16 protein-coding genes and 1 riboswitch are annotated in these 21,301 nt (G+C 71.1%); of the genes, 5 read left to right on the forward strand and 11 right to left on the reverse strand.

Translation table 11 applies throughout. The annotated features are described in order from the left end of the window. The first annotated feature begins 280 nt into the window (after positions 1-280). Positions 281-1,084, forward strand: a complete 804-nt coding sequence (locus ACWDR4_RS21555; RefSeq protein ID WP_450410650.1) for a VOC family protein — start codon at positions 281-283, stop codon at positions 1,082-1,084. Positions 1,085-1,103: 19 nt separating this feature from the next. Here the strand turns inward: ACWDR4_RS21555 and ACWDR4_RS21560 are convergent, their stop codons facing one another. The 5 genes from ACWDR4_RS21560 to ACWDR4_RS21580 all read right to left on the reverse strand — a co-directional run bounded on the left by ACWDR4_RS21560 (position 1,104) and on the right by ACWDR4_RS21580 (position 8,134). Beyond that, entirely contained in the window at positions 1,104-2,417 is a 1,314-nt protein-coding gene (locus ACWDR4_RS21560) for an NlpC/P60 family protein (protein ID WP_450410652.1), read from the reverse strand. A gap of 244 nt (positions 2,418-2,661) precedes the next feature. Then, on the reverse strand, positions 2,662-3,312 hold the full coding sequence (locus tag ACWDR4_RS21565; RefSeq protein ID WP_450410653.1) for a thymidine kinase: 651 nt from the start codon (positions 3,310-3,312) through the stop codon (positions 2,662-2,664). Positions 3,313-3,379: 67 nt separating this feature from the next. Next, a complete protein-coding gene (locus ACWDR4_RS21570; RefSeq protein WP_450410655.1) occupies positions 3,380-4,570 on the reverse strand; it encodes an alkaline phosphatase family protein in 1,191 nt (396 codons plus the stop codon). Further along, complete coding sequence (locus ACWDR4_RS21575) at positions 4,570-5,157, reverse strand: DUF5998 family protein (RefSeq protein ID WP_389356130.1); 588 nt, start codon at positions 5,155-5,157, stop codon at positions 4,570-4,572. The genes ACWDR4_RS21570 and ACWDR4_RS21575 overlap by 1 nt, the downstream gene beginning before the upstream one ends. Positions 5,158-5,197: 40 nt before the next feature. Then, entirely contained in the window at positions 5,198-8,134 is a 2,937-nt protein-coding gene (locus ACWDR4_RS21580) for a bifunctional acetate--CoA ligase family protein/GNAT family N-acetyltransferase (protein WP_450410657.1), read from the reverse strand. Positions 8,135-8,312: 178 nt separating this feature from the next. Between ACWDR4_RS21580 and ACWDR4_RS21585 the strand changes: the two genes are divergently transcribed. After that, positions 8,313-8,594 (forward strand): HPr family phosphocarrier protein, encoded by a 282-nt coding sequence (locus tag ACWDR4_RS21585; RefSeq protein ID WP_006379745.1) that lies wholly within the window; start codon positions 8,313-8,315, stop codon positions 8,592-8,594. A 155-nt stretch (positions 8,595-8,749) separates the two neighbouring features. On the opposite strand, the gene ACWDR4_RS21590 is transcribed toward ACWDR4_RS21585, so the two are convergent. From ACWDR4_RS21590 to ACWDR4_RS21605, 4 genes are all read right to left on the reverse strand, one after another. After that, positions 8,750-9,445 carry a GntR family transcriptional regulator gene (locus ACWDR4_RS21590; protein ID WP_450410658.1) on the reverse strand — a complete coding sequence of 232 codons (696 nt, stop codon included), beginning with the start codon at positions 9,443-9,445 and terminating at the stop codon, positions 8,750-8,752. Positions 9,446-9,633: 188 nt separating this feature from the next. After that, positions 9,634-10,407, reverse strand: a complete 774-nt coding sequence (locus ACWDR4_RS21595; protein WP_450410659.1) for a M23 family metallopeptidase — start codon at positions 10,405-10,407, stop codon at positions 9,634-9,636. Between the two features lie 13 nt (positions 10,408-10,420). Continuing rightward, positions 10,421-10,588: riboswitch (cyclic di-AMP (ydaO/yuaA leader) on the reverse strand. A gap of 215 nt (positions 10,589-10,803) precedes the next feature. Then, positions 10,804-12,192: a M16 family metallopeptidase gene (locus ACWDR4_RS21600; protein ID WP_450410661.1), complete on the reverse strand. Its 1,389-nt coding sequence runs from the start codon at positions 12,190-12,192 to the stop codon at positions 10,804-10,806. Further along, positions 12,189-13,529 carry a M16 family metallopeptidase gene (locus tag ACWDR4_RS21605; protein ID WP_450410663.1) on the reverse strand — a complete coding sequence of 447 codons (1,341 nt, stop codon included), beginning with the start codon at positions 13,527-13,529 and terminating at the stop codon, positions 12,189-12,191. The genes ACWDR4_RS21600 and ACWDR4_RS21605 overlap by 4 nt, the downstream gene beginning before the upstream one ends. Before the next feature lie 308 nt (positions 13,530-13,837). Here ACWDR4_RS21605 and ACWDR4_RS21610 point away from each other — a divergent pair, with 308 nt between their 5' ends. Continuing rightward, positions 13,838-16,294: a DNA gyrase/topoisomerase IV subunit A gene (locus ACWDR4_RS21610; protein ID WP_450410665.1), complete on the forward strand. Its 2,457-nt coding sequence runs from the start codon at positions 13,838-13,840 to the stop codon at positions 16,292-16,294. Between the two features lie 15 nt (positions 16,295-16,309). Here ACWDR4_RS21610 and ACWDR4_RS21615 read toward each other — a convergent pair whose 3' ends face one another. Both ACWDR4_RS21615 and ACWDR4_RS21620 read right to left on the reverse strand, forming a co-directional pair. Further along, a complete protein-coding gene (locus ACWDR4_RS21615; RefSeq protein ID WP_450410666.1) occupies positions 16,310-17,401 on the reverse strand; it encodes a CobW family GTP-binding protein in 1,092 nt (363 codons plus the stop codon). Between the two features lie 200 nt (positions 17,402-17,601). Then, entirely contained in the window at positions 17,602-18,777 is a 1,176-nt protein-coding gene (locus tag ACWDR4_RS21620; protein ID WP_450410668.1) for a citrate synthase, read from the reverse strand. Between the two features lie 98 nt (positions 18,778-18,875). Here ACWDR4_RS21620 and ACWDR4_RS21625 point away from each other — a divergent pair, with 98 nt between their 5' ends. Both ACWDR4_RS21625 and ACWDR4_RS21630 read left to right on the forward strand, forming a co-directional pair. Continuing rightward, positions 18,876-20,132, forward strand: coding sequence for a citrate synthase (locus ACWDR4_RS21625; RefSeq protein WP_450410669.1), 1,257 nt, complete (start codon positions 18,876-18,878; stop codon positions 20,130-20,132). Positions 20,133-20,264: 132 nt separating this feature from the next. Beyond that, a complete protein-coding gene (locus ACWDR4_RS21630; RefSeq protein ID WP_450410671.1) occupies positions 20,265-21,203 on the forward strand; it encodes a sucrase ferredoxin in 939 nt (312 codons plus the stop codon). Positions 21,204-21,301 lie beyond the last annotated feature (98 nt).

Raw genomic sequence — 21,301 nt, forward strand, 5'->3', positions numbered from 1 at the left:
ACGACCGATGGACACCCTGCGGCAATCGCACGGAAACGGGCGGGAAACGGCGGATCGGGCACCCTCAGGACGAGGACGTGCGGGGGTCGGCGCGGCCGGAGCGCGCGGTACCGCGGGTGGTGCGAGCATCGGCACGGGGCGTGCGTGCGCGTGGGATCACGGCACGGCACGACGGACGTACGGGACGAGGCACACCGTACGACGGCATGCGGCAGGTCCGCCGATGCGGCGGACAGCGGAAGTGACACGGCCACCGCGAGGGGTCGAGGAGAGAGTGACGATGACCGAGGCACGGGAGTCGGCCGGCCGGAACAGCGAGGCGCACGACCGGCACGCGCCCGGCACACCCTGCTGGGTGAGTCTGATGGTGCACGGAATGACCGCGACCCAGGACTTCTACGGAGACCTGTTCGGCTGGGAGTTCGAACCGGGCCCCCAGCAGCTCGGCTGGTACGTCCGGGCCCGGCTGGACGGCCATGAGGTGGCCGGCATCGGCCAGCTGCCGCCGGACCGCCATCTCCCGATCGCGTGGACGCCGTACCTCGCCTCGGACGACGCGGACCTCACGGCGGAGATGGTCCGGCACTCGGGCGGCACGGTGGGCGTCGGCCCGCTGGACGCGGCCGAGGCGGGACGGCTGGCGATCGCCTCCGACCCGATGGGAGCGGTGTTCGGCATCTGGCAGGCCGCCGCCCATCTGGGCACGGACATCACCGGCGTCCCCGGCACGCCCGCCTGGAACGAGCTGGTGACCCGGGACTCGTCGAGCGTCGCCAAGTTCTACAAGACCGTCTTCGGCTACGAGGAGGAGCCTGTGGTGTCGGCGAACTTCGACTACGTCACCCTGCACGTCGAGGGCCGTCCGGTCGCCGGCATCCACGGCGTGGGCAACGCCCTGCCCCGGGACCGGGGCCCGCACTGGATGACGTACTTCGAAGTCGCCGACGCGGACGCGGCGGTCGCCCGTCTGGTGGACCTGGGCGGCCATGTCGTCAAGCCTCCGCACGACAGCCCACACGGCCGCGTGGCGACGGTGACGGACCCGGAGGGGGCGATGTTCTCCCTGATCCAGGGGGCGCACTGAAGGCCCCCTGGAAGGGCCTTTAGGCCGGCCGCAGAACGCTGTGGATCGCCGCCTCGCCGGCCGCGAAGATCGAGTCCTCGCGCACCGTCGCGCCCGGACTCGGTGCGTGCATCATCGTTCCGTCGCCGACACAGATGCCCACGTGACCGACGTGGCCCAGGTCGCCGTGGAAGAAGACCAGGTCACCGGGCCGGATGTCGGCGAGGTGGATCGCCATGCCGGCGCTCGCCTGCTCGTGCACGGCACGCGGGAGGGCGACCCCGGCGGCCTTCCAGGCGGCCTGGATGAGACCGGAGTTGTCGTAGGACCCCGGTCCCACCGCGCCCCAGACGCACGGCCTGCCGATCTGCGCACGGGCGAAGGCGACCGCCTTCGCGGCCTTCGCACCGGGCTCCAGACCGAACGCGATGCCGTTGCCGATGCTCGCGCCCGCCCCGGCGCCACCGCCGCCAAGGAACGGGTCGGTGCCGTAGTAGGTTCCCGTGCCGTAGGACGTCTGCGCGACGTACGAGGTCTGCGCGACGTAGGGCGCCTGTGCGACGTAGGGCGTCTCCGCGACGGGGAACGGATCGGTGACGGGGAACGGGTCCGCCACCGGGAACGGGTTCGCGACCAGGGGGAGTTCGGTGACGAGGGCGTAGTTCCCGTCGCGGAGCGTGCCCGCGTAGAGGGGCGTGCCTTCGAGGGACGCGTCCGCTCCGAGGCCGGCCGGCTGGGGCAGTTGCGGCACCTCTGCCGGCAGGGAGCCGGCCGTCGGGAGCGGAGCGGTGCCCATGGCGGGCGTCGGGAACCAACTGGGCTCGGCGGGAAGCGCGGTCAGGCCCCCCGTGGCTTCCTGCCGTGGTGAGGGCACGCCCGGCAGCACGGTCGTGGGCGCGGCAGGCAGTTCGGCGACCGGCGCGGGCGGCAGTTCGGCCCTGGGTGCGGGCGACAGTTCGAGCGCCGATCCCGCGGGCAACGCGGCCATGGGTCCGGCGGTCAGCTCCGGCACAGGGCGGGCTGCCGGCTCGGCGGGAGGGCTCGCGGGGCGAGCGGGGCGGGACTCGGCCGCGCGGGCCGGCCTCCTGTCGGGCGGCAGTACGGCCGGCAGGGTCGGGCCCAGTTTGGCGCGCGCCGCGTCGAACCACGGCCGGGTGACCTCGTCGAGGGCGGGGTCGGAGCGCCTGCGGGCGGTGTCGGGCGTCGGGTTGACGCGCCTGCGCATGCCGACCTTCATCGCACGGGTGGCGTTGAAGGTCCCGGATGCGCTTTCGGCCTGGTCGTAGAGGCTGTTGATCCGCTGCTGGACCTCCTCACGGCTCGGCCCATCATTACGGGTTCGTTCCGGCGCCATGCGGGACGAGCTCCTTCCGTGTTCCACCCCCGAGTCAACTGTCAGCTTCGAACAGCGACTTGGGAAGAAGTCGTACGGAGGTCAACTTAGCCAACTTGTGCGGTTCAAGTGAAGGTTGAAGCGCGAAATGTCCGATACGTAATTGTGACCTTCGTCGTATCGGGGGTGGTTCGGGGTTCGGGCGAGGCGTTCGGGGAACGCGAGACGACCTGAGAAACGGAGTGGTCCGCTCGGTCTGCGGCGCTCAGGCAGGGCCGACCGGCAGGACGTCCGGTGAGAGCACGCCGGCGTGGGCGGAGGCGCTCGTCATACGGCGACGGTGGTGGCGTCGGCACAGCACCTCGTAGCCGACCTCCGCGGCGAGGCTGCTCACATCGCCGACCACGACCTGCTCGCCCTCCACCACCATCTCGCCGTTGACGGTGCGGGCGTTGTGCGTGGCACGCGCTCCGCACCAGCACATCGCCTCCACCTGGAGCGTCTCTATCCGGTCCGCCAGCTCGATCAGCCGCCGCGAGCCCGGGAAGAGCTTCGTGCGGAAGTCGGTGGTGATGCCGAAGGCGTAGACGTCGAGCCGCAGGTCGTCGACCACGCGCGCGAGTTGGTCGATCTGGTCCGGCGCCAGGAACTGCGCCTCGTCCACGATCAGATAGTCGACCCGGCCGCCCTGCGACACCCGGTCCACGACATAGCCGTACAGATCCATCCCCAGGACCGCCTCGACCGCGTCGGTCACCAGACCGAGCCGCGAGGAGAGCTTGCCCTCCCCCGCGCGGTCGTCCCGGGTGAAGATCAGGCCCTGCAGTCCCCTCGCCGACCGGTTGTGCGCGATCTGCAGCGCCAGGGTCGACTTCCCGCAGTCCATCGTCCCGGAGAAGAACACCAGCTCGGACATGGGAGGTTGAGCACCTTTCGGCGAGGGACACGGGGGAGGGTCGGGCGGGTCGGGAAGGGGGCGAGCGTCAGGAGCGTACTTGGAGCAGCGGGACGAGCTGTTCCGCGGGGGTCATCGAACCGTGGTTGCCGACCATCGCGGACTCCCTCGGCTCCCGCTCGGAGGCGACGATCAGGACGTCGTCCCGCGCCGCTGCGACGACATCGCCGATCCGGGCGTACACCCGTTCGTCGACCGTCGGTCCGAACCAGCCCGCCGCGATCGCCTCGTCGCGCGAGGCCACCCAGAACTGCTCACCGAGCACCTCGCGCCAGCAGGTCAGTACGTCGGACTGGGCACCCGGCACCGCGTACACGTGCCGCGCCCGGCCCTCGCCGCCCAACAGGGCGACGCCGGCGCGCAGTTCCCAGTCCTCGTCGAAGTCGATGCGGTGCTGCTCGTCGAACGGGATGTCGATCATGCCGTGGTCCGCGGTGACGTACAGCGCGGCGCGCGGCGGGAGTTGCTCCGCCAGTCGCTGGACGAGCCGGTCGACGTACATGAGCTGACCGCGCCAGGCGTCCGAGTCGACGCCGAAGCGGTGGCCCTTGCCGTCCACCTCGGCGTAGTACGTGTAGACCAACGAGCGGTCACCGGCGGCCAGTTGCTGGGCGGCGAGGTCCATGCGGTCCTCGCCGGAGAGCTTCCCCCGGAACGTTCCGCCACTGAGCGCGATCTTGGTCAACGGGGTGTTCTCGAAGGTCGGCGAGGAGACCTGAGCGGTGTGCACACCGGCCTCGTGCGCCCGCTGGAACACCGTGGGGTACGGCTGCCACGCGCGCGGGTCCGTCCACGGCTGCCAGCGCAGCTGGTTCATCAGCTCGCCGGTGGCCGGGTTGCGGACGGTGTAGCCGGGCAGGCCGTGCGCGCCCGGCGGCAGCCCGGTGCCGACCGAGGCGAGGGAGGTCGCGGTGGTCGCCGGGTAGCCGGCGGTGATCGGGCGGCCCGTGTCACCGCGTGAGCTGCTGAGCAGCGAGGTCATGAAGGGAGCCTCGTCCGGGTGGTCCCGGAGCTGCTCCCAGCCCAGTCCGTCGATCAGGAACACGCAGTTCCGGTCGGCGGGCGCCAGCTCCGGGATGGCCGGAGACATGCCCGGTACGTCCATGCCCGCTGCCAGGGTGGGCAGCAGGTCGGCGAGCGAGCCCGTGCCGTAGTGCGGGACGGGGGCGGAGGAGACTGCGAGTGGTTCCGGGTGGTCCCAGGTGGTGGGCTGGGACATCAGCGGGCGACGTCCGCGGTCGCCTCGGAGAGGGCCTGCGCGAAGACGAGGGCCTGGCGCACCGTCTCGGGACCGTCCCCGGCCTCGCTGACGCGCAGGCTCAGGTCGTCCGCCGTGGAGCTGCCCGTGTAGCCGTGGTCGGCCTCGCAGTTGGGGTCACCGCAGGCGGCCGGCTCCAGGTCGATGCGGGCGACGGCGCCCCAGCCGATGGTCAGGACGACCTCACGGGGCAGCGTGCCGGGCGTGTACGACTCCGGGTTGGCGACGACTCTGCTGAGCACGACGGACGAGATCCGGCCGAGCTTCACGGACTCCGTGGACGTGGTGGCGTACGGCGTCGGGGACGTGGTGTCCGCGGCCTGCTCGTCGGTGTGGCTGACGATGAAACGGTTGCCCGTGAGGACGAGCACGGTCACGTGCCGACGCACCTCGTTGGCGTCGAACGTCGTCTCCTGGTGGACCAGGTACGACCTGATGGAGTCGCCGCCGATCGCGGCCTCCACCGCCTCGGCCACGAGGGCCGGGTAGTAGCCGCTGCGCTCGATCGCCGCTCGCAGCCCCTGGGTCGTCGTACTGGTCTTGGCCATGTGCCCATCCTACGGGGGCCCACTGACTGCGAGGCACCGCTCAGTACACAGGAAGTGTCCTGGGACCCAGGTCGTCACGGACGGGCGGCGGCGCCAGCCGCACCGACGCCCCGAGCACGCTCAGACCGTGCTGTGCGACGACCACCGGCTCCAGGGACACCGCGATGACCTCGGGGTGGTCGTCGACGAGCCGCGACACCCTGAGCAGCAGCTCCTCCAGCGCCTCCGTGTCGACCGGAGCCGAACCACGCCAGCCGAAGAGGAGCGGCGCCGTCCGGATCGACCGGATCAGCGAGGCCGCGTCGCGGTCGGTGACCGGTATCAGCCGGTGCGCGGTGTCCCCGAGGAGCTGCGAGGCGGGCCCGGCGAGCCCGAAGGAGAGCACCGCTCCGGCCGCCGGGTCGATGACCGCCCGTACGACGGTGTCGACTCCCCGCGATGCCATCCCCTGCACGACGGGCCGCACCTCGTCCGGCTCCCCGAAGAGGTCGGTCAACTCGGCGTACGCCCGCCGCAGTTGCTCCTCGTCCGCGAGATCCAGGCGTACGCCGCCCAGGTCGGCGCGGTGGCGCAGGTGCGGGGCGGTGGCCTTGAGGGCGACGGGGTAACCGATGGTCCGCGCGGCGGCCACGGCGTCGTCGGGACTCAGCGCGGGGAGGGCCCTGCGCACCGGGATGCCGTACGTCCCGAGCAGCTCGCACGTCTCGTCCGTACCGAGGGTGAGCCCCTGCCCGCGCGCGAGGAGCCCGCCGATCAGCTCGGCGGCCCCCTTCTCGTCGATGTCCGCGTCGATGGACTCGGGCACCTTGCCGGGCTCGGCGGCCTCCCGCCGCCACTGCGCGTACTTCACGGCCTCGGAGAGGGCCCGGACGGCACGCTCGGCGGCGGGGTAGGCGGGGATGAGACGGGAGCAGGAGTCGGGGGAGGGTGGGGGCGGCGACGCCGGTGTCGGTGACACGGGTGCGGTGGGCGGCAGGCCTGGCCCCGCGGTGGGCGGCTGCCCCGGCCCCACGGCGAGCGGGCGGTCCGCCTCCTCGGTGGGCGGGCGTTCCGCAGGGCGGAGCCGCTGGGCACCGCCGGGTGCCGTGGAACCCGCCTGTGGTGCGGTGCTGGCGGCGGCCGACAGCGCCTCCGCAAGCCCGCCCAGCTCCACGTGCACCACCAGCACCGGCTTACCGGGAACCTCCGCCGCGGCCGACCGAAGCGCCTCGGCCAACGCGGCGTCCCGTGGGGGTCCCTCCCCCACCGTGGGGATCGCGGTCACGACCACCGCATCGCACCCCTCGTCCGCCAGCGCCTCCGACAGCGCCCGGCGGAAGTCCTCCGGCGACGCCCCCGTCGTCAGGTCCAGCGGCGCCGACGGCCGCAGCTCCTCGGAGAGGCACGCGTCGTACGTCAGCAGGCCCAGCGACTCCGAGTTCCCCAGAATCGCCACCCGCGGGCCGGCGGGCAGTGGCTGCCGGGCCAGCAGCAGCCCCGCGTCGACCAGTTCGGTGATCGTGTCCACCCGGATCACCCCGGCCTGCCGCAGCAGCGCGGACACCGTCGCGTGCGGCAGCCGCGTGGCCCGTACGGCATGCCCCTGGGGAGCGGCACCTCCGTGCCGCGTCCCCTGCACGACCACCAGCGGCTTCGCCGCCGCCGTGCGCCGCGCGAGGCGCGTGAACTTGCGCGGGTTGCCGATGGACTCGAGGTACATGAGGACGACATCGGTGTCCGGGTCGTCGTACCAGTACTGGAGTACGTCGTTGCCGGACACGTCGGCCCGGTTGCCGGAGGAGACGAACGTCGACACGCCCGTGACCCCGGTGACGCCTCCCCCGCGCCGGTGCAGCCGGGAGAGAAGTGCGATCCCGATGGCACCGGACTGCGCGAACAGGCCGATCCTGCCGGGCCTCGGCATCTCGGGGGCGAGCGACGCGTTCAGCCGGACGTCCTCGGCCGTGTTGATGACGCCGAAGGCGTTGGGGCCGATGATGCGCATCCCGTACGTGCGCGCGTGCCGTACGAGTTCGCGCTGCCGCTCCCGTCCCTCGGGGCCGCCGCTCTCGGCGTACCCGGCGGAGACCACGACGAGCCCCTGTACTCCGTGCTCTCCGCACTCGGCGACGACATCGGGGACGTACGCGGCCGGGACGGCGACCACCGCGAGGTCGACGGAGCCCTCGATCTCACGCACCGACCGGTGGGCCGGCACTCCGTCGATGTCCTTCTGCTCCTCCGGGAAGGCGCTGTTGACCGCGTACAGGTCACCGGTGAAACCGGCCTCCCTGATGTGGTCGAGGACGCTGCGGCCGACACCGCCGGGGGCGCGGCCGACGCCGATGACGGCCACGGCGCCCGGGACGAGCAGCCGCCGTACGGAACGTCCCTCGGCCCGCTGCTCCCGCGCGCGCTGGACGGCGAGCGAGCGGTCGGTGGGCTCCAGGTCGAACTCCAGGCGGACGACGCCGTCCTCGAAGCTGCGCTTCTGGGTGTACCCGGCGTCCGTGAACACCTTGATCATCTTGTTGTTGGCCGGCAGCACCTCGGCGGCGAAGCGGCGGATGTCGCGCTCGCGGGCGACGGCCGCGATGTGTTCGAGGAGGGCGGAGGCGACACCCCGGCCCTGGTGGGCGTCCTGCACCAGAAAGGCGACCTCGGCCTCGTGGGCGGGGCCGGACGCGGGCAGGCCGTCGGCATCAATGCGGTCATAGCGTACGGTGGCGATGAACTCGCCGCCGACCGTGGCCGCGAGCCCCACCCGGTCCACGAAGTCGTGGTGGGTGAAGCGGTGGACGTCCTTTGCGGACAGGCGCGGGTAGGGCGCGAAGAAGCGGTAGTACTTCGACTCGTCCGAAACCTGCTCGTAGAAGCTGACCAGCCGGTCGGCGTCGTCCGCGGTGATGGGCCGGATGCGCGCGGTGCCGCCGTCACGCAGCACGACGTCCGCCTCCCAGTGGGCGGGGTACTCGTGCCGGTCCGACGAGTTCTGCATGCGCCCCAGAGTACGGCTCGCGTCCGACAACGTCGCGAGGCAGTCTGTGGGGAACCGAAGTCGGGCCCAGGCCGGTGTCCGAACGCGGTTCCGGGACAGGTTTCCCCCTGCTTCCCGGCACGCTTCACGCTATGGAACAATGGTCTAGACAACCCTGAGAGCTGAAGGGCAGCATCACATGGCTGAGCGCCGCGTCAACGTCGGCTGGGCGGAGGGCCTCCACGCCCGCCCCGCCTCCATCTTCGTCCGTGCGGCCACGGCCGCCGGCGTCCCCATGACGATCGCCAAGGCCGACGGCAACCCCGTCAACGCGGCCTCCATGCTGGCGGTCCTCGGCCTGGGTGCCCAGGGCGGCGAGGAGATCGTCCTCGCTTCTGAGGCAGAGGGCGCCGACGCGGCACTCGACCGCCTGGCGAAGCTGGTGGCCGAGGGACTGGAAGAACTCCCCGAGACGGTCTGAGAAATTGAGGGCGGCGACAGCCGTCGCCCCAAAGGCGCCACCCGCACACGCGAAGGGCTCACCCGGAATTCCGGGTGAGCCCTTCGCGTTTATCGTTTACGGGCAGCAGAAATAATCCCCCGCGAATTCCACCCTCTTTGTATACGGCGCCCGTGTTAATGCCGCAGGCCCGTCATGTTTACGGGATGTTGCGAAGTCCTCACACGCTCCGGACGGTCTCCGTTGCCCGGAAAGCGCAGCCGGTGCGCGCCGGTCGCCCGCTCGGTGTGCAGTGCCGTGATCGCCCGCGCCCGCTCACTGTCACCGCGCGCCACGGCGTCCACGATCGCCCCGTGCTCGGTCCAGGACTCGACGGGGTTCGCCGGGGCCTCCACCGCGTACATCCACGCGATCTTGTGCCGGAGCTGGGTGAGCGTCGCGGTGAGGGCGTGGCTTCCGGAGGCCTGGGCGAGCGTCTCGTGGAACCAGCCGCCCAGGGAGCGCAGATCCTCACTATTGCCCCTCCTGGCCCGCTCCTGCCCCAGCCTGACCAGGCCGCGCAGCACCTTCAGATGGGCCTCGGTGCGCCGCTGGGCGGCCCGGGAGGCACCGAGCGGCTCCAGGAGCATGCGCATCTCCAGCAGGTCGGAGGCCTCCTGCTCGGTGGGTTCCGCGACGCACGCGCCCGCGTGCCGCCGGGTCACCACGAAGCCCTCGGCCTCCAGGGTGCGCAGGGCCTCGCGGACGGGGACGCGCGAGACGCCGTACCGGCGCGCGAGCAGTTCCTCGGTGAGCCGGCTGCCGCGCTCGTAGACACCGGCGACGATGTCGTCCCGGATCGCCGTGCATACCGAGTGCGCCGGAATACGCATGTCCGACCTCCGCTTTAATCCCCGTGAAACGTCGACGATTGACGTGTGTTCAGTGACTCTATTGCAGAGAACCGGAATTTCCGACGGCAGGCCGGAATCCAGGGATATTTTTTGGACACAGGGCCACCGGAAACGCCGAAAGCCCCGACTCGGGGAGCCGGGGCGACGACAAGAGATGCGGGCGGTTGTCAGACGTTCACACCGTGCGAGCGGAGGTAGGCGACGGGGTCCATGTCCGAGCCGTACTCCGGGGTCGTACGGGCCTCGAAGTGGAGGTGCGCACCGGTGACGTTGCCGGTGGCCCCGGAGAGACCTATCTGCTGGCCCGGGGTGACCGTCTGCCCGACGGACACGTTGATGGACGACAGATGACCGTACTGAGTGTACGTACCATCAATCATCTTGATCACGATGTTGTTGCCGTAGGAGCCGCCCCAGCCTGCCTCGACGACGGTGCCGGAGCCCACCGCGTGGACGGTGGTGCCGGACGCGGCGTGGAAGTCGATGCCGGTGTGGTTGCCGGAGGACCAGACGGCGCCGCCCGCCTTGTAGCCGGTGGAGATGTACGAGCCGGAGATCGGGGTGACGAAGGTGTTGAGGCGCTTGCGCTCGACCTCGCGGGCGGCGCGGGCCTCCGCCTCGCGTGCCTCCTTGACCCGCTCCTCCGCCTCCTTCTTCGCGGCGGCCAGGGCCCGCTTCTCGGCGGCGGCCTTCTCTGCGGCCTGCTCCTGGGCCGCGGCCTGCGCGTCGATCTGGTCGGCGAGCGACTCGCCGATGGAGATCACCGGGGTGAGGCCGGTCTGCTCGACCGCGGACTCCGCGGCGAGCGCCGGGGCGGCGAGGCTGCCGACGGCGCCGGTGGTGGCGAGGGCCGCGACGCCGGCCGCGCGGACGGTCGTACGGGTGACAAGGCTGGGGCGGCGGGGACGACGGTGCTTCCCGGTGGCGCGGGTGAACGCCATGTAGTGGCTGGTCCTTTCCTTCCTTCTCGCCTACCGGGTTAGCTGACGGGTTCGGAGCAGGAAGGTCTCCTACGGACCCCCTCGCTGGGCGCGCGGGCGTCCGATTCACCCCAGGGACTGCACAGTGTGGGTCCCCGGCTCCCCTGGCTCGCGCCATGTGGGGACTCGGCGATGACTGTCCGGGTGCCGCGGCTGCGGCGCACTGCGTGACGGACAGCCGGACCGACGCTAAGCCGCACAACTTTCAATCAACAAACCGATCACGGGTTTTGTAGCGTATGCCACAGGGCAGACGGTCAACCTCTCCATCAATACGGGCAACTTGCACATCAATATGGACAAGAGGGGCCCGGTGACGCTTCCGTCACCGGGCCCCTGTCGTGTACGCGGGTGCCGTTACTCGGCGGGTACGACGGTCACTTCGCCGATACCGAGGGCCCGGACGGGCTCCTCGATCGTCGCCGCGTCGCCGACGAGGACCGTCACCAGCCGGTCCACCGGGAAGGCGTTCACGGCCGCCGCCGTGGCCTCCACGGTGCCGGTGGCGGCGAGCTGCCGGTACAGCGTGGCCTGGTAGTCGTCAGGCAGGTGCTGCTCCACCTGGTCGGCCAGCGTGCTCGCCACGGCCGCCGCAGTTTCGTACTTGAGCGGAGCGACGCCCACCAGGTTCTGCACCGCGACATCACGCTCGGCGTCTGTGAGCCCCTCGGCCGCGAGCGTGCGCAGCACCTTCCACAGGTCCTCCAGGGCGGGACCGGTGTTCGGGGTGTCGACGGAGCCGCTGATGGCGAGCAGCGCGGCGCCCGAACCGTCCGGGGCCGAGCGCAGGACCTGGCCGAACGCCCGCACACCGTAGGTGTAGCCCTTCTCCTCGCGCAGAACGCGGTCCAGGCGGGAGGTGAGGGTGCCGCCGAGGCAGTACGTGCCGAGGACCTGGGCGGCCCAGACGCGGTCGTGCCGGTCGGCGCCGACGCGGCCGATGAGCAGCTGGGTCTGTACGGCGCCCGGGCGGTCCACGATGACGACCCGGCCGGTGTCGTCGGCGGTCACCGGCGGCACGGGCCGCGGTTCGGCCGTCGAGCCGGTCCACTCCCCCAGGGTGTCGCCGAGCAGCGCGTCCAGGTCGACACCGGTGAGGTCGCCGACGACCACGGCGGTGGCCGTGGCGGGGCGGACATGCCTCTCGTAGAAGGCCCGTACGGCCGCGGAGTCGATCTTCGCGACCGTCTCCTCGGTGCCCTGGCGCGGACGCGACATGCGCGAGGTCTCCGGGAACAGCTCCTTGTAGAGCTGCTTGGCGGAGCGGCGGGCCGGGTTGGCCGTCTCGTGCGGGATCTCGTCGAGCCGGTTGCGCACCAGCCGCTCGATCTCGCTGTCCGCGAACGCGGGTGCCCTGAGGGCGTCGGCCAGCAGACCGAGCGCCTTGGGGAGCCGCGACACGGGGACTTCGAGGCTGAGGCGTACGCAGGGGTGGTCGGCGTGCGCGTCGAGGGTGGCGCCGCAGCGCTCCAGTTCGGCGGCGAACTCCTCGGCGGAGTGCTTGTCGGTGCCTTCGGAGAAGGCCCTGGCCATGATCGTGGCCACGCCGTCGAGACCGGCCGGCTCGGCCTCCAGGGGAGCGTCGACGAGTACCTCGACGGCGACGATCTGCTGGCCGGGGCGGTGGCAGCGCAGGACGGTCAGGCCGTTGCCGAGCGTGCCGCGTCCGGGGGCCGGGAAGGCCCAGGGCCTGGCCTCGCCCGCCTGGGGCTGGGGGTGGAACTCCATCGTGGCGAGCCCGGTCACTTGGCCGCCTCCTCGGTGTCGGTGGCGTTGTCGGCGGTCAGGGGCTCGTAGACGAGCACCGCGCGGTTGTCGGGGCGCAGCCGGTCCTTGGCGGCCTGCTGGACCTCCTCGGCGGTCACCTCCAGCACGCGCTGGACGGCGGTCAGCGCGAGCTGCGGGTCACCGAACAGCACGGCGAAGCGGCACAGTTCGTCGGCGCGGCCCGCGACCGTGCCGAGGCGGTCCAGCCACTCGCGCTCCAACTGCGCCTGGGCGCGCTCCATTTCCTCGGCCGTGGGGCCCTCGGCGGCGAACCGGGCGAGTTCCTCGTCGACGGCGGCCTCGATGACCGGCACCTCGACGTCCGCGGAGGTCTTCACGTCCAGCCAGCCCAGCGAGGGCGCTCCGGCCAGCCGCAGCAGACCGAACCCGGCCGCAACGGCCGTACGGTCCCGCCGTACGAGCCGGTTGTAGAGCCGGGAGGACTCGCCGCCGCCGAGGACGGTGAGCGCCAGGTCGGCCGCGTCGCACGCGCGCGTGCCGTCCTCCGGGAGCCGGTAGGCGGCCATCAACGCGCGCGCGGGGACCTCCTCCACGACGACCTCGCGCAGCTGCTCGCCGATGACGTCGGGGAGGGCGCCGGAGCGCGGCGCGGGCTTGCCGTCGTGCCCGGCGATGGAGCCGAAGTACTTCTCGACCCAGGCGAGTGTCTCCTCGGGGTCGATGTCCCCGACGACCGACAGGACGGCGTTGTTGGGCGCGTAGTACGTGCGGAAGAACGCCCGCGCGTCCTCCAGGGTCGCCGCGTCCAGGTCCGCCATCGAGCCGATCGGCGTGTGGTGGTAGGGGTGGCCCTCCGGGTAGGCGAGGGCGGTCAGCTTCTCGAACGCCGTCCCGTAGGGGACGTTGTCGTAGCGCTGGCGGCGCTCGTTCTTGACGACGTCCCGCTGGTTCTCCATGGACTCGTCGTCGAGGGCCGCGAGCAGCGAGCCCATGCGGTCGGCCTCCAGCCAGAGGGCCAGCTCCAGCTGGTGGGTGGGCATGGTCTCGAAGTAGTTGGTGCGCTCGAAGCTGGTGGTGCCGTTGAGCGAGCCGCCCGCGCCCTGGACCAGTTCGAAGTGGCCGTTGCCCTTCACCTGGCCCGAGCCCTGGAACATCAGGTGCTCGAAGAGGTGAGCCAGGCCCGTACGGCCCTTGACCTCGTGGCGTGACCCGACGTCGTACCAGAGGCACACCGCCGCGACCGGGGTCAGGTGGTCCTCGGAGAGCACCACGCGCAGCCCGTTGGCGAGGCGGTGCTCTGTCGCTGTCAGGCCGCCGGAGCCTGCCTCGGCTGTGGCCGTGTGACCCATGGGCATGTACGTCCCTTCGATCGCGGATGCGGTTGTTGCAACCGCTGATTTCCTGCCGGTCCTGCCACTGTATGCAAGCGTGTGGAGTGCTGGCGAAGTTCCCGGCGGACGTACGCCGAGAGCGAGATTCCCCGGCTCCGGGGCGGTACGTTTCAGCAACGTCGCCCACCACCGAACACCGCCGCAGGCACGGGCCTTGGTCCGCGTTGTCAGTGCGGCAGTCCACAATGGTCCGCGTCAGATCCCGTTCACGTCTCAGCAAGAGTGAAGCGCCCCGTAGGCGAACGACCAGGAAACAGAAGGAGCCGGCAGCGATGGCCCGCCGCAGCACGAAGACCCCGCCGCCCGATGACTTCGAGGAGCGGATCCTCGACATCGACGTCGTCGACGAGATGCAGGGCTCCTTCCTCGAGTACGCGTACTCGGTCATCTACTCCCGAGCCCTGCCCGATGCCCGCGACGGCCTCAAACCGGTACACCGTCGCATCGTCTACCAGATGAACGAGATGGGCCTGCGCCCCGACCGCGGCTATGTGAAGTGCGCCCGCGTCGTGGGCGAGGTCATGGGTAAGCTGCACCCCCACGGCGACTCGTCGATCTACGACGCCCTGGTGCGGCTCGCCCAGCCGTTCTCCATGCGTGTGCCGCTGGTCGACGGCCACGGCAACTTCGGTTCGCTGGGCAACGACGACCCGCCGGCCGCCATGCGGTACACCGAGGCCCGGATGGCCGACGCGACGTCCCTGATGACGGAGTCGATCGAAGAGGACACGGTCGACTTCGCGCCCAACTACGACGGCCAGGAGCAGGAACCGGTGGCGCTGCCCGCCGCCTTCCCGAACCTGCTGGTGAACGGCGCGTCGGGCATCGCCGTCGGTATGGCCACCAACATGCCGCCGCACAACCTCGGCGAGGTCATCTCGGCCGCCCGTCACCTGATCCGCTACCCGAACGCGGACCTCGACACGCTGATGCGGCACGTCCCGGGCCCCGACCTGCCCACCGGCGGCCGGATCGTCGGCCTCGCCGGCATCAGGGACGCGTACGAGACGGGCCGTGGCACGTTCAAGATCCGCGCCACGGTGGCGGTGGAGAACGTGACGCCGCGCCGTATGGGCCTGGTCGTCACCGAACTGCCCTTCACCGTCGGCCCGGAGAAGGTGATCGCCAAGATCAAGGACCTGGTCGGTTCGAAGAAGCTCCAGGGCATCGCCGACGTCAAGGACCTCACCGACCGCAACCACGGCCTGCGTCTCGTCATCGAGATCAAGAACGGCTTCGTGCCGGAAGCCGTCCTGGAACAGCTCTACAAGCTGACGCCGATGGAGGAGTCCTTCGGCATCAACAACGTGGCGCTGGTGGACGGCCAGCCCCTCACGCTCGGCCTCAAGGAACTCCTTGAGGTCTACCTCGACCACCGCTTCGAGGTCGTCAGGCGCCGCTCGGAGTTCCGCCGCAGCAAGCGCCGTAACCGGCTGCACCTGGTCGAGGGCCTGCTCACCGCGCTGGTGGACATCGACGAGGTCATCCGGCTGATCCGCTCCAGCGACAACTCCGCGCAGGCGAAGGAACGCCTGATGGAGCGCTTCGGCCTGTCCGAGATCCAGACGCAGTACATCCTGGACACCCCGTTGCGCCGGCTGACCCGGTTCGACCGCATCGAGCTGGAGTCCGAGAAGGACCGGCTGGCCGCCGAGATCGCGGAGCTGACCCGGATCCTGGAGTCGGACGCGGAACTCCGCAAGCTGGTCTCGACCGAACTGGCCTCGGTGGCCAAGAAGTTCGGCACCGAGCGGCGTACGGTCCTGCTGGAGTCGGCCGGTGCCGCCACCGCCGCCGCGGTCCCGCTCCAGGTGGCCGACGACCCGTGCCGGGTCCTGCTGTCCTCGACGGACCTGCTGGCGCGTACGGCGAACGGCCAGCCGTTCCCGGCGGACGAGGACGGCCGGCGCGCGAAGCACGACCTGATCGTCTCGGCGGTCCCGGCGACAGCGCGGGGCGAGGTGGGCGCGGTGACTTCGTCCGGCCGTCTGCTGCGCATCAACGTCATCGACCTCCCCCAGCTCCCCGACACGATGGCGGCGCCCAACCTCTCGGGCGGCGCCCCGCTGTCGGAGTTCCTCTCCCTGGAGGACGGCGAGACGGTGGTCTGTCTGACGACGCTCGACGAGTCGTCCCCGGGCCTCGCGATCGGCACGGAACAGGGCGTCGTCAAGCGGGTGGTCCCCGACTATCCCTCCAACAAGGAGGAGTTGGAGGTCATCACGCTCAAGGACGGCGACCGGATCGTCGGCGCCGCCGAGCTGCGTACGGGCGAGGAGGACCTGGTCTTCATCACGGACGACGCCCAGCTGCTGCGTTTCCAGGCCGCCCATGTCCGTCCCCAGGGCCGTCCGGCCGGCGGTATGGCCGGCATCAAGCTGACGGACGGCGCCAAGGTGATCTCGTTCACGGCGGTGGACCCGGCGGTGGACGCGGTCGTCTTCACGGTCGCGGGCTCGCGCGGCACTTTGGACGACTCGGTGCAGACGACGGCGAAGCTGACCCCGTTCGACCAGTACCCGCGCAAGGGCCGCGCGACCGGCGGTGTCCGCTGCCAGCGGTTCCTGAAGGGCGAGGACTGTCTGTCCGTGGCCTGGGCGGGCCCGGCTCCGGCACGCGCGTCCCAGAAGAACGGCATGCCGGCGGAACTCCCGGAGATGGACCCGCGCCGCGACGGCTCGGGCGTGTCGCTGCCGAAGACGGTGGGCGTGGTGACGGGCCCGATGTAGACGGGCCCGCGCAGGTCAGCCGATCTCTTCGGAGCCCTCCGGGCTCGGCTCCTGTACGTATCTCAGGACGCCCCACATGCTGTGCTCGTCGGCGTGTGGGGCGTCGTCCATACAGGCCTCCAACTCCTTGCCGAGGGCGGGCAGTCCGATGCCGGACCCGATGAGGACGAGCCGGCTGAGCCGCTCCTCACCGTCGGCCCAGGGCTCGGGATAGAACCGCAGGAACGGCCCGACGGCATGCACGGCGTACCGGTTGCGCGGGTCGTGCGGCCCGAAGTCGACGTACCCCTTGATGCGGTAGAGCCCTTCGGGCCTGCTGTCGAGGAACTCCATCAGCCGACGCGGCTGGAGGGGAGCCGAGGAGCTGAAGGAGAGGCTGTCGTAGGCGGCGTGCAGATGCCCGGAGTGGTCCCCCTCGCTCTCCTCCCCGCCGTCCTCCTCGTGTTCGTGCAGGTCGTCGAAGGACAGCTGCCCGATACGTTCCTCGGTCGGCCGGCAGTCGAAGAGGAACTCGGGGTCCACGCGCCCGTAGTCGGCGGGGACGACGGCGGCACGGTCGACCAGCCCGCGGACGATCCCCAGGACCCGCTCACCGCCGTCGGCGACCCGGCCGACCTTGTTGACGACGACGAGGTCGGCGAGGGCGAGATGGCGGTCGATCTCGGGATGCTTCGCCCGCGTGTCGTCGAACTCGACGGCGTCGACGACCTCGACGAGCCCCCCGTACACGACCCGGGGATTCTCACTGGCGAGCACCATGCGCACGAGTTCCTGCGGTTCGGCGAGCCCGCTGGCCTCGATGACGATGACGTCGATCCGGGTTGAGGGTTGAGCGAGTCGATCAAGATAGACATCAAGTTCACTCGCATCAACAGCACAGCACAGACACCCGTTCCCCAGGGAGACGGTGGAGTCCCCCAGGGCCCCCGCGACGGCCATGGCGTCAATCTCGATGGCCCCGAAGTCATTGACGAGGGCCCCGATACGGCTGCCACCGCTGCGGTGCAGGAGGTGGTTGAGGAGGGTGGTCTTGCCGGAGCCGAGGAAGCCGGCGAGAACGATGACGGGGATCTGACGACGGCTCGGACCCGGACCCGGCTGACTCAATCTGCGACCTCTCTCACGCGGACGCACACACCGGCTCACGGCCGCGCGCACGTACGGGGAACGAATGCGGCCCCAGGATACGAGCCGGGGGATCGTCCCTGAGTGAACGATTGTCGGCAGCCGGGAAGCTGGGCTCCACCGCGCTCACGCTCCTGCTCGCCGCCAGAACGGCACCTGGCCGCACGCGTGTCAGACCACCGTCAGACCATCAACGGCACCGCCACCGGAGGCACAGGCCCCACATACCGCGCCGCCGGCCGAATGATCTTCGAGTCCTCCGCCTGTTCCAGGATGTTGGCGCTCCAGCCCACCACCCGCGCCGCCGCGAACGTCGGCGTGAACATCTCGCGCGGCAGACCGCACAGTTCCATGACGACGCCCGCGTAGAACTCGACGTTCGTGCGCAGTTCGCGGCCCGGCTTCAGTTCGGCCAGGATCGCCTCCACCCGCCGTTCGACCTCGACCGCCAGGTCGACCAGCGGGCCGCCGAACTGCTCGGCGATGCCTCGGAGCATGCGGGAGCGAGGGTCCTCGGTGCGGTAGACCGGGTGGCCGAAGCCCATGATGCGGTCACCGGCGAGGACGCGTTCGCGGATCCAGGCGTCGATGCGGTCCGCCGTGCCGATCGCGTCCAGGGTGTCCAGCGCGCGGCTCGGGGCGCCTCCGTGCAGCGGGCCCGACAGGGCTCCCACCGCGCCCACCAGAGACGCCGCCACATCCGCCCCGGTCGACGCGATGACCCTCGCCGTGAATGTTGATGCATTGAATCCGTGGTCAATGGTTGAGATCAAGTATTGCTCGATCGCCCTGGCATGCAGTGGGTCCGGCTCGGACCCCGTCAACATGTACAAGTAGTTGGCCGCGTACGGGAGGTCCTCCCGCGGTTCCACCGGGTCGAGGCCCCGCCCCAGCCGATGCAGTGCAGTCAGCATGGTCGGAACGGCCGCCGAGGCGACCAGGGCGTCCGCGCGCCGCTGCTCCGCGTCGATGTCGTACACGGGACGGAATCCCTTCGCCGCACCGAGCAGCGACAGCGCCGTACGCATCCCGGCCAGCGGTCCGGACCGACCGCTCGCCGCCGCGATCGCGGGCAGCGCCGCGCGCACCTCGTCGGGCAGCCGCCGCAGCGCCGCAGTCTCGGCAGTGAAGGCGGCGAGACGGTCCGCGTCCGGCAGGTCGCCGTGGACCAGAAGGTGCCAGACGTCCTCGAAGCCGCGGGTCTGCGCGAGTTCGACGGCGGAATATTGGCGGTAGTGGTAAAAGCCCTCACGCCCCCTGACGTCACCAATTCGGGTGTCGGTGACGACGACGCCCGCGAGCCCTCGCGGTACGTCGACAGCGGTGGTGGCCGCTGTGGCGGCCCGGCTGATCGGCATGTTTCCTCCCTGAACTTGATTCGACTGTCCATGATTGACGGAAACGATGTCAATATTGATTGAATCAATGCTCAGTCCACACGGATACGGTGACCCCCATGCGCGATCAAGAACCCGCCCCCGACCACACCGGCCGACGGCTGAGCACCAAGGAGACCGCCGAGCTGCTCGGTGTGAAGCCCGAGACCGTGTACGCGTACGTGAGCCGCGGTCAGCTCAGCAGCCGACGCGATCCCAGTGGCCGCGGCAGCACCTTCGACGCCAAGGAAGTTGAGGCGCTCGCCCGCCGCAACAAACGGGAAGGCAGCGGGAGTCCGGGCTCCGGCGGTGAGCTGTCGGTACGGACCCGGCTCACCCTCATCGACAAGGACCGGTACTACTTCCGGGGCGTCGACGCCGCCGAACTGGCCGCGCGTCACTCCTACGAAGAGGTCGCCGAGTGGCTGTGGACCGGCACCCTGCGCCCCGGCGTCACCTTCACCGCCCCCAAGGCCTCTGTCGCCGCCGCCCGCCGCTCCGTCAACGCGCTGCCCGAGCACAGCGACCCGGTCGACCGGCTCCGGGTCGCCGCGATCGCCGCGGCGGCGGCCGACCCGCTCCGCTTCGACCTCTCCGAGGACACCGTCCTGGGCACCGCCCGCACCCTCATCCCCACTCTCGTCGCCGCCCTGCCGACACTCTCGCCGGGCCACCGCGACGAGGGCCCGCTGGCCCACCGCCTCTGGACCCGGCTCGCCTTCCGGGCCGCCGACGAGGCGTCGCTGCGCACCCTGGACACGGCACTCGGTCTGCTCGTCGACCACGACCTGGCCGCCTCGACCCTGGCCGTACGCGTCGCCGCGTCCGCCCGCGCGCACCCCTACGCGGCAGTCTCGGCCGGCCTCGGCGTCCTCGATGGCCCGCTGCACGGCGCCGCCAGCGGCCTGGCCCACAAGATGCTCCTGGCCGTGCTCGACGAGGGCGACGCGACTCCCGTGGTCGCAGACGAGTTGCGCGCGGGCCGCCGCGTCCCCGGGCTCGGTCACCGGCTCTACCCCGGCGAGGATCCACGCGCGCGTGCCCTCTTCGCCCTCCTGGAGGAGATGCCCCAGGCCGCGCCCGCCCTCGCCGCGGCCCGCGACGTCGTGACCACCACCGCCCGTCACACACCGCTGCACGCCAACGTGGACCTCGCCCTGGCCGTGTTCACCGTCGCCTGCGGCATGGGAGCGTCGGCAGGCGAGACGATCTTCGCCGTGGCCCGTACGGCGGGCTGGATCGCGCACGCCCTGGAGGAGTACGACGAGCGCCCCCTGCGGATGCGCCCGTCCGGAACCTACGTGGGCGAGCGCCCGCCGCAACCGCTCCCGGAGTAGCCCTGGCATTAACCCCTCCCGGAGTAGCCCGACCACGCCGGAACCACGCGGGAACCACCCCCAACCGCCCTGAACCACCCGTTCCGCGCGGCTGGAAGTCGTCCCGCTCCAAGTCAGGTTAGGCTCACCTGTGTGAGTAGGTGCGCGACCGTCTCCCGGGACCTCGACGAGCCCATCGCGGGAACCGCGGCGACCGCGAGGACATGGCTGCTGCTGGAGCAGTCCGGCCCGTGGGGTGCCCAGGCGCTCACCATGAGCCACCTGGACCCCGCGTTCGGCCGCGCCCTGGAGAAGGCCACGGAGGGCACCGGCGTACGGATCGCGCTGATCCGCCGCCCCGGCCGCCACGCGGACTTCGGAACGCCCGCCGTACGACAGGTGTACGCGGCCCACACCACGCCCGGGAACGCCTGGCTGCACGGCGCCACGACCCGCACCCCCGAGCAGCTGCTCGGCCTCGACTTCGCCGCGCTCGGCAAGGGTGACCCGCGGTCCTTCGAGAGCGCGCTCCAGGGGCGGCCCCACACCGGCGATCCCCTCGCGCTCGTCTGCACCAACGGCAAGCGTGACCGCTGTTGCGCGCTGCTCGGCCGTCCCCTCGCGGCCGAACTGGCCGCCTCCGGGGTCGAGGGCGCCTGGGAGGTCACGCACCTCGGCGGACACCGCTTCTCCCCGACACTGCTCGTCCTGCCGTACGGCTACGCCTACGGCCGCGCCCAGGCACCGCACGTCAAGGAGATCCTCCAGGGCGTGCGCGAAGGGCGTGTCGTCGTGGAGGGCTGCCGCGGCGGTTCCGCCTGGGAACGGCCCGGACAGGCTGCGGAACTCGCCGTCCGCTCTGCGGCACGCGAGGACACGGCGGACGCGCTGAGCGTCGTACGGACGGACGGCTCGGCCCCGCACTGGGAGGTGACCGTCGCGCACCGGGACGGGCGCCGGTGGAGTGTCGAGGTGGTCCAGAGCGCCTCCGCGCCGCCTCGTCCGGAGAGCTGCGGATCGGCGCTGGGTTCGCCGGCGCGGATGGATGTGGTGTCGGTGCGTGCACTGGAGCCGACGGCTCCCACACGTTGATCGCGCAACGCAGAAGACGGCCGTGATCCACCCGTCAATCACCCCGTACACGTATTGATCAAGGGATCCACGTCACACCCCACTACGGCACAGCCCGC

It is taken from the genome of Streptomyces sp. NPDC000878 (assembly GCF_053599695.1).

Bases quoted from the DNA above. Each gene is read 5' to 3' on its own strand.
- ACWDR4_RS21590 (WP_450410658.1), bottom strand. From the start codon at position 9,445: ATGCGTATTCCGGCGCACTCGGTATGCACGGCGATCCGGGACGACATC.
- ACWDR4_RS21595 (WP_450410659.1), bottom strand. From the start codon at position 10,407: ATGGCGTTCACCCGCGCCACCGGGAAGCACCGTCGTCCCCGCCGCCCC.
- ACWDR4_RS21625 (WP_450410669.1), top strand. From the start codon at position 18,876: ATGCGCGATCAAGAACCCGCCCCCGACCACACCGGCCGACGGCTGAGC.
- ACWDR4_RS21565 (WP_450410653.1), bottom strand. From the start codon at position 3,312: ATGTCCGAGCTGGTGTTCTTCTCCGGGACGATGGACTGCGGGAAGTCG.
- ACWDR4_RS21585 (WP_006379745.1), top strand. From the start codon at position 8,313: ATGGCTGAGCGCCGCGTCAACGTCGGCTGGGCGGAGGGCCTCCACGCC.
- ACWDR4_RS21620 (WP_450410668.1), bottom strand. From the start codon at position 18,777: ATGCCGATCAGCCGGGCCGCCACAGCGGCCACCACCGCTGTCGACGTA.
- ACWDR4_RS21555 (WP_450410650.1), top strand. From the start codon at position 281: ATGACCGAGGCACGGGAGTCGGCCGGCCGGAACAGCGAGGCGCACGAC.
- ACWDR4_RS21610 (WP_450410665.1), top strand. From the start codon at position 13,838: ATGGCCCGCCGCAGCACGAAGACCCCGCCGCCCGATGACTTCGAGGAG.
- ACWDR4_RS21560 (WP_450410652.1), bottom strand. From the start codon at position 2,417: ATGGCGCCGGAACGAACCCGTAATGATGGGCCGAGCCGTGAGGAGGTC.
- ACWDR4_RS21570 (WP_450410655.1), bottom strand. From the start codon at position 4,570: ATGTCCCAGCCCACCACCTGGGACCACCCGGAACCACTCGCAGTCTCC.
- ACWDR4_RS21575 (WP_389356130.1), bottom strand. From the start codon at position 5,157: ATGGCCAAGACCAGTACGACGACCCAGGGGCTGCGAGCGGCGATCGAG.
- ACWDR4_RS21580 (WP_450410657.1), bottom strand. From the start codon at position 8,134: ATGCAGAACTCGTCGGACCGGCACGAGTACCCCGCCCACTGGGAGGCG.
- ACWDR4_RS21605 (WP_450410663.1), bottom strand. From the start codon at position 13,529: ATGCCCATGGGTCACACGGCCACAGCCGAGGCAGGCTCCGGCGGCCTG.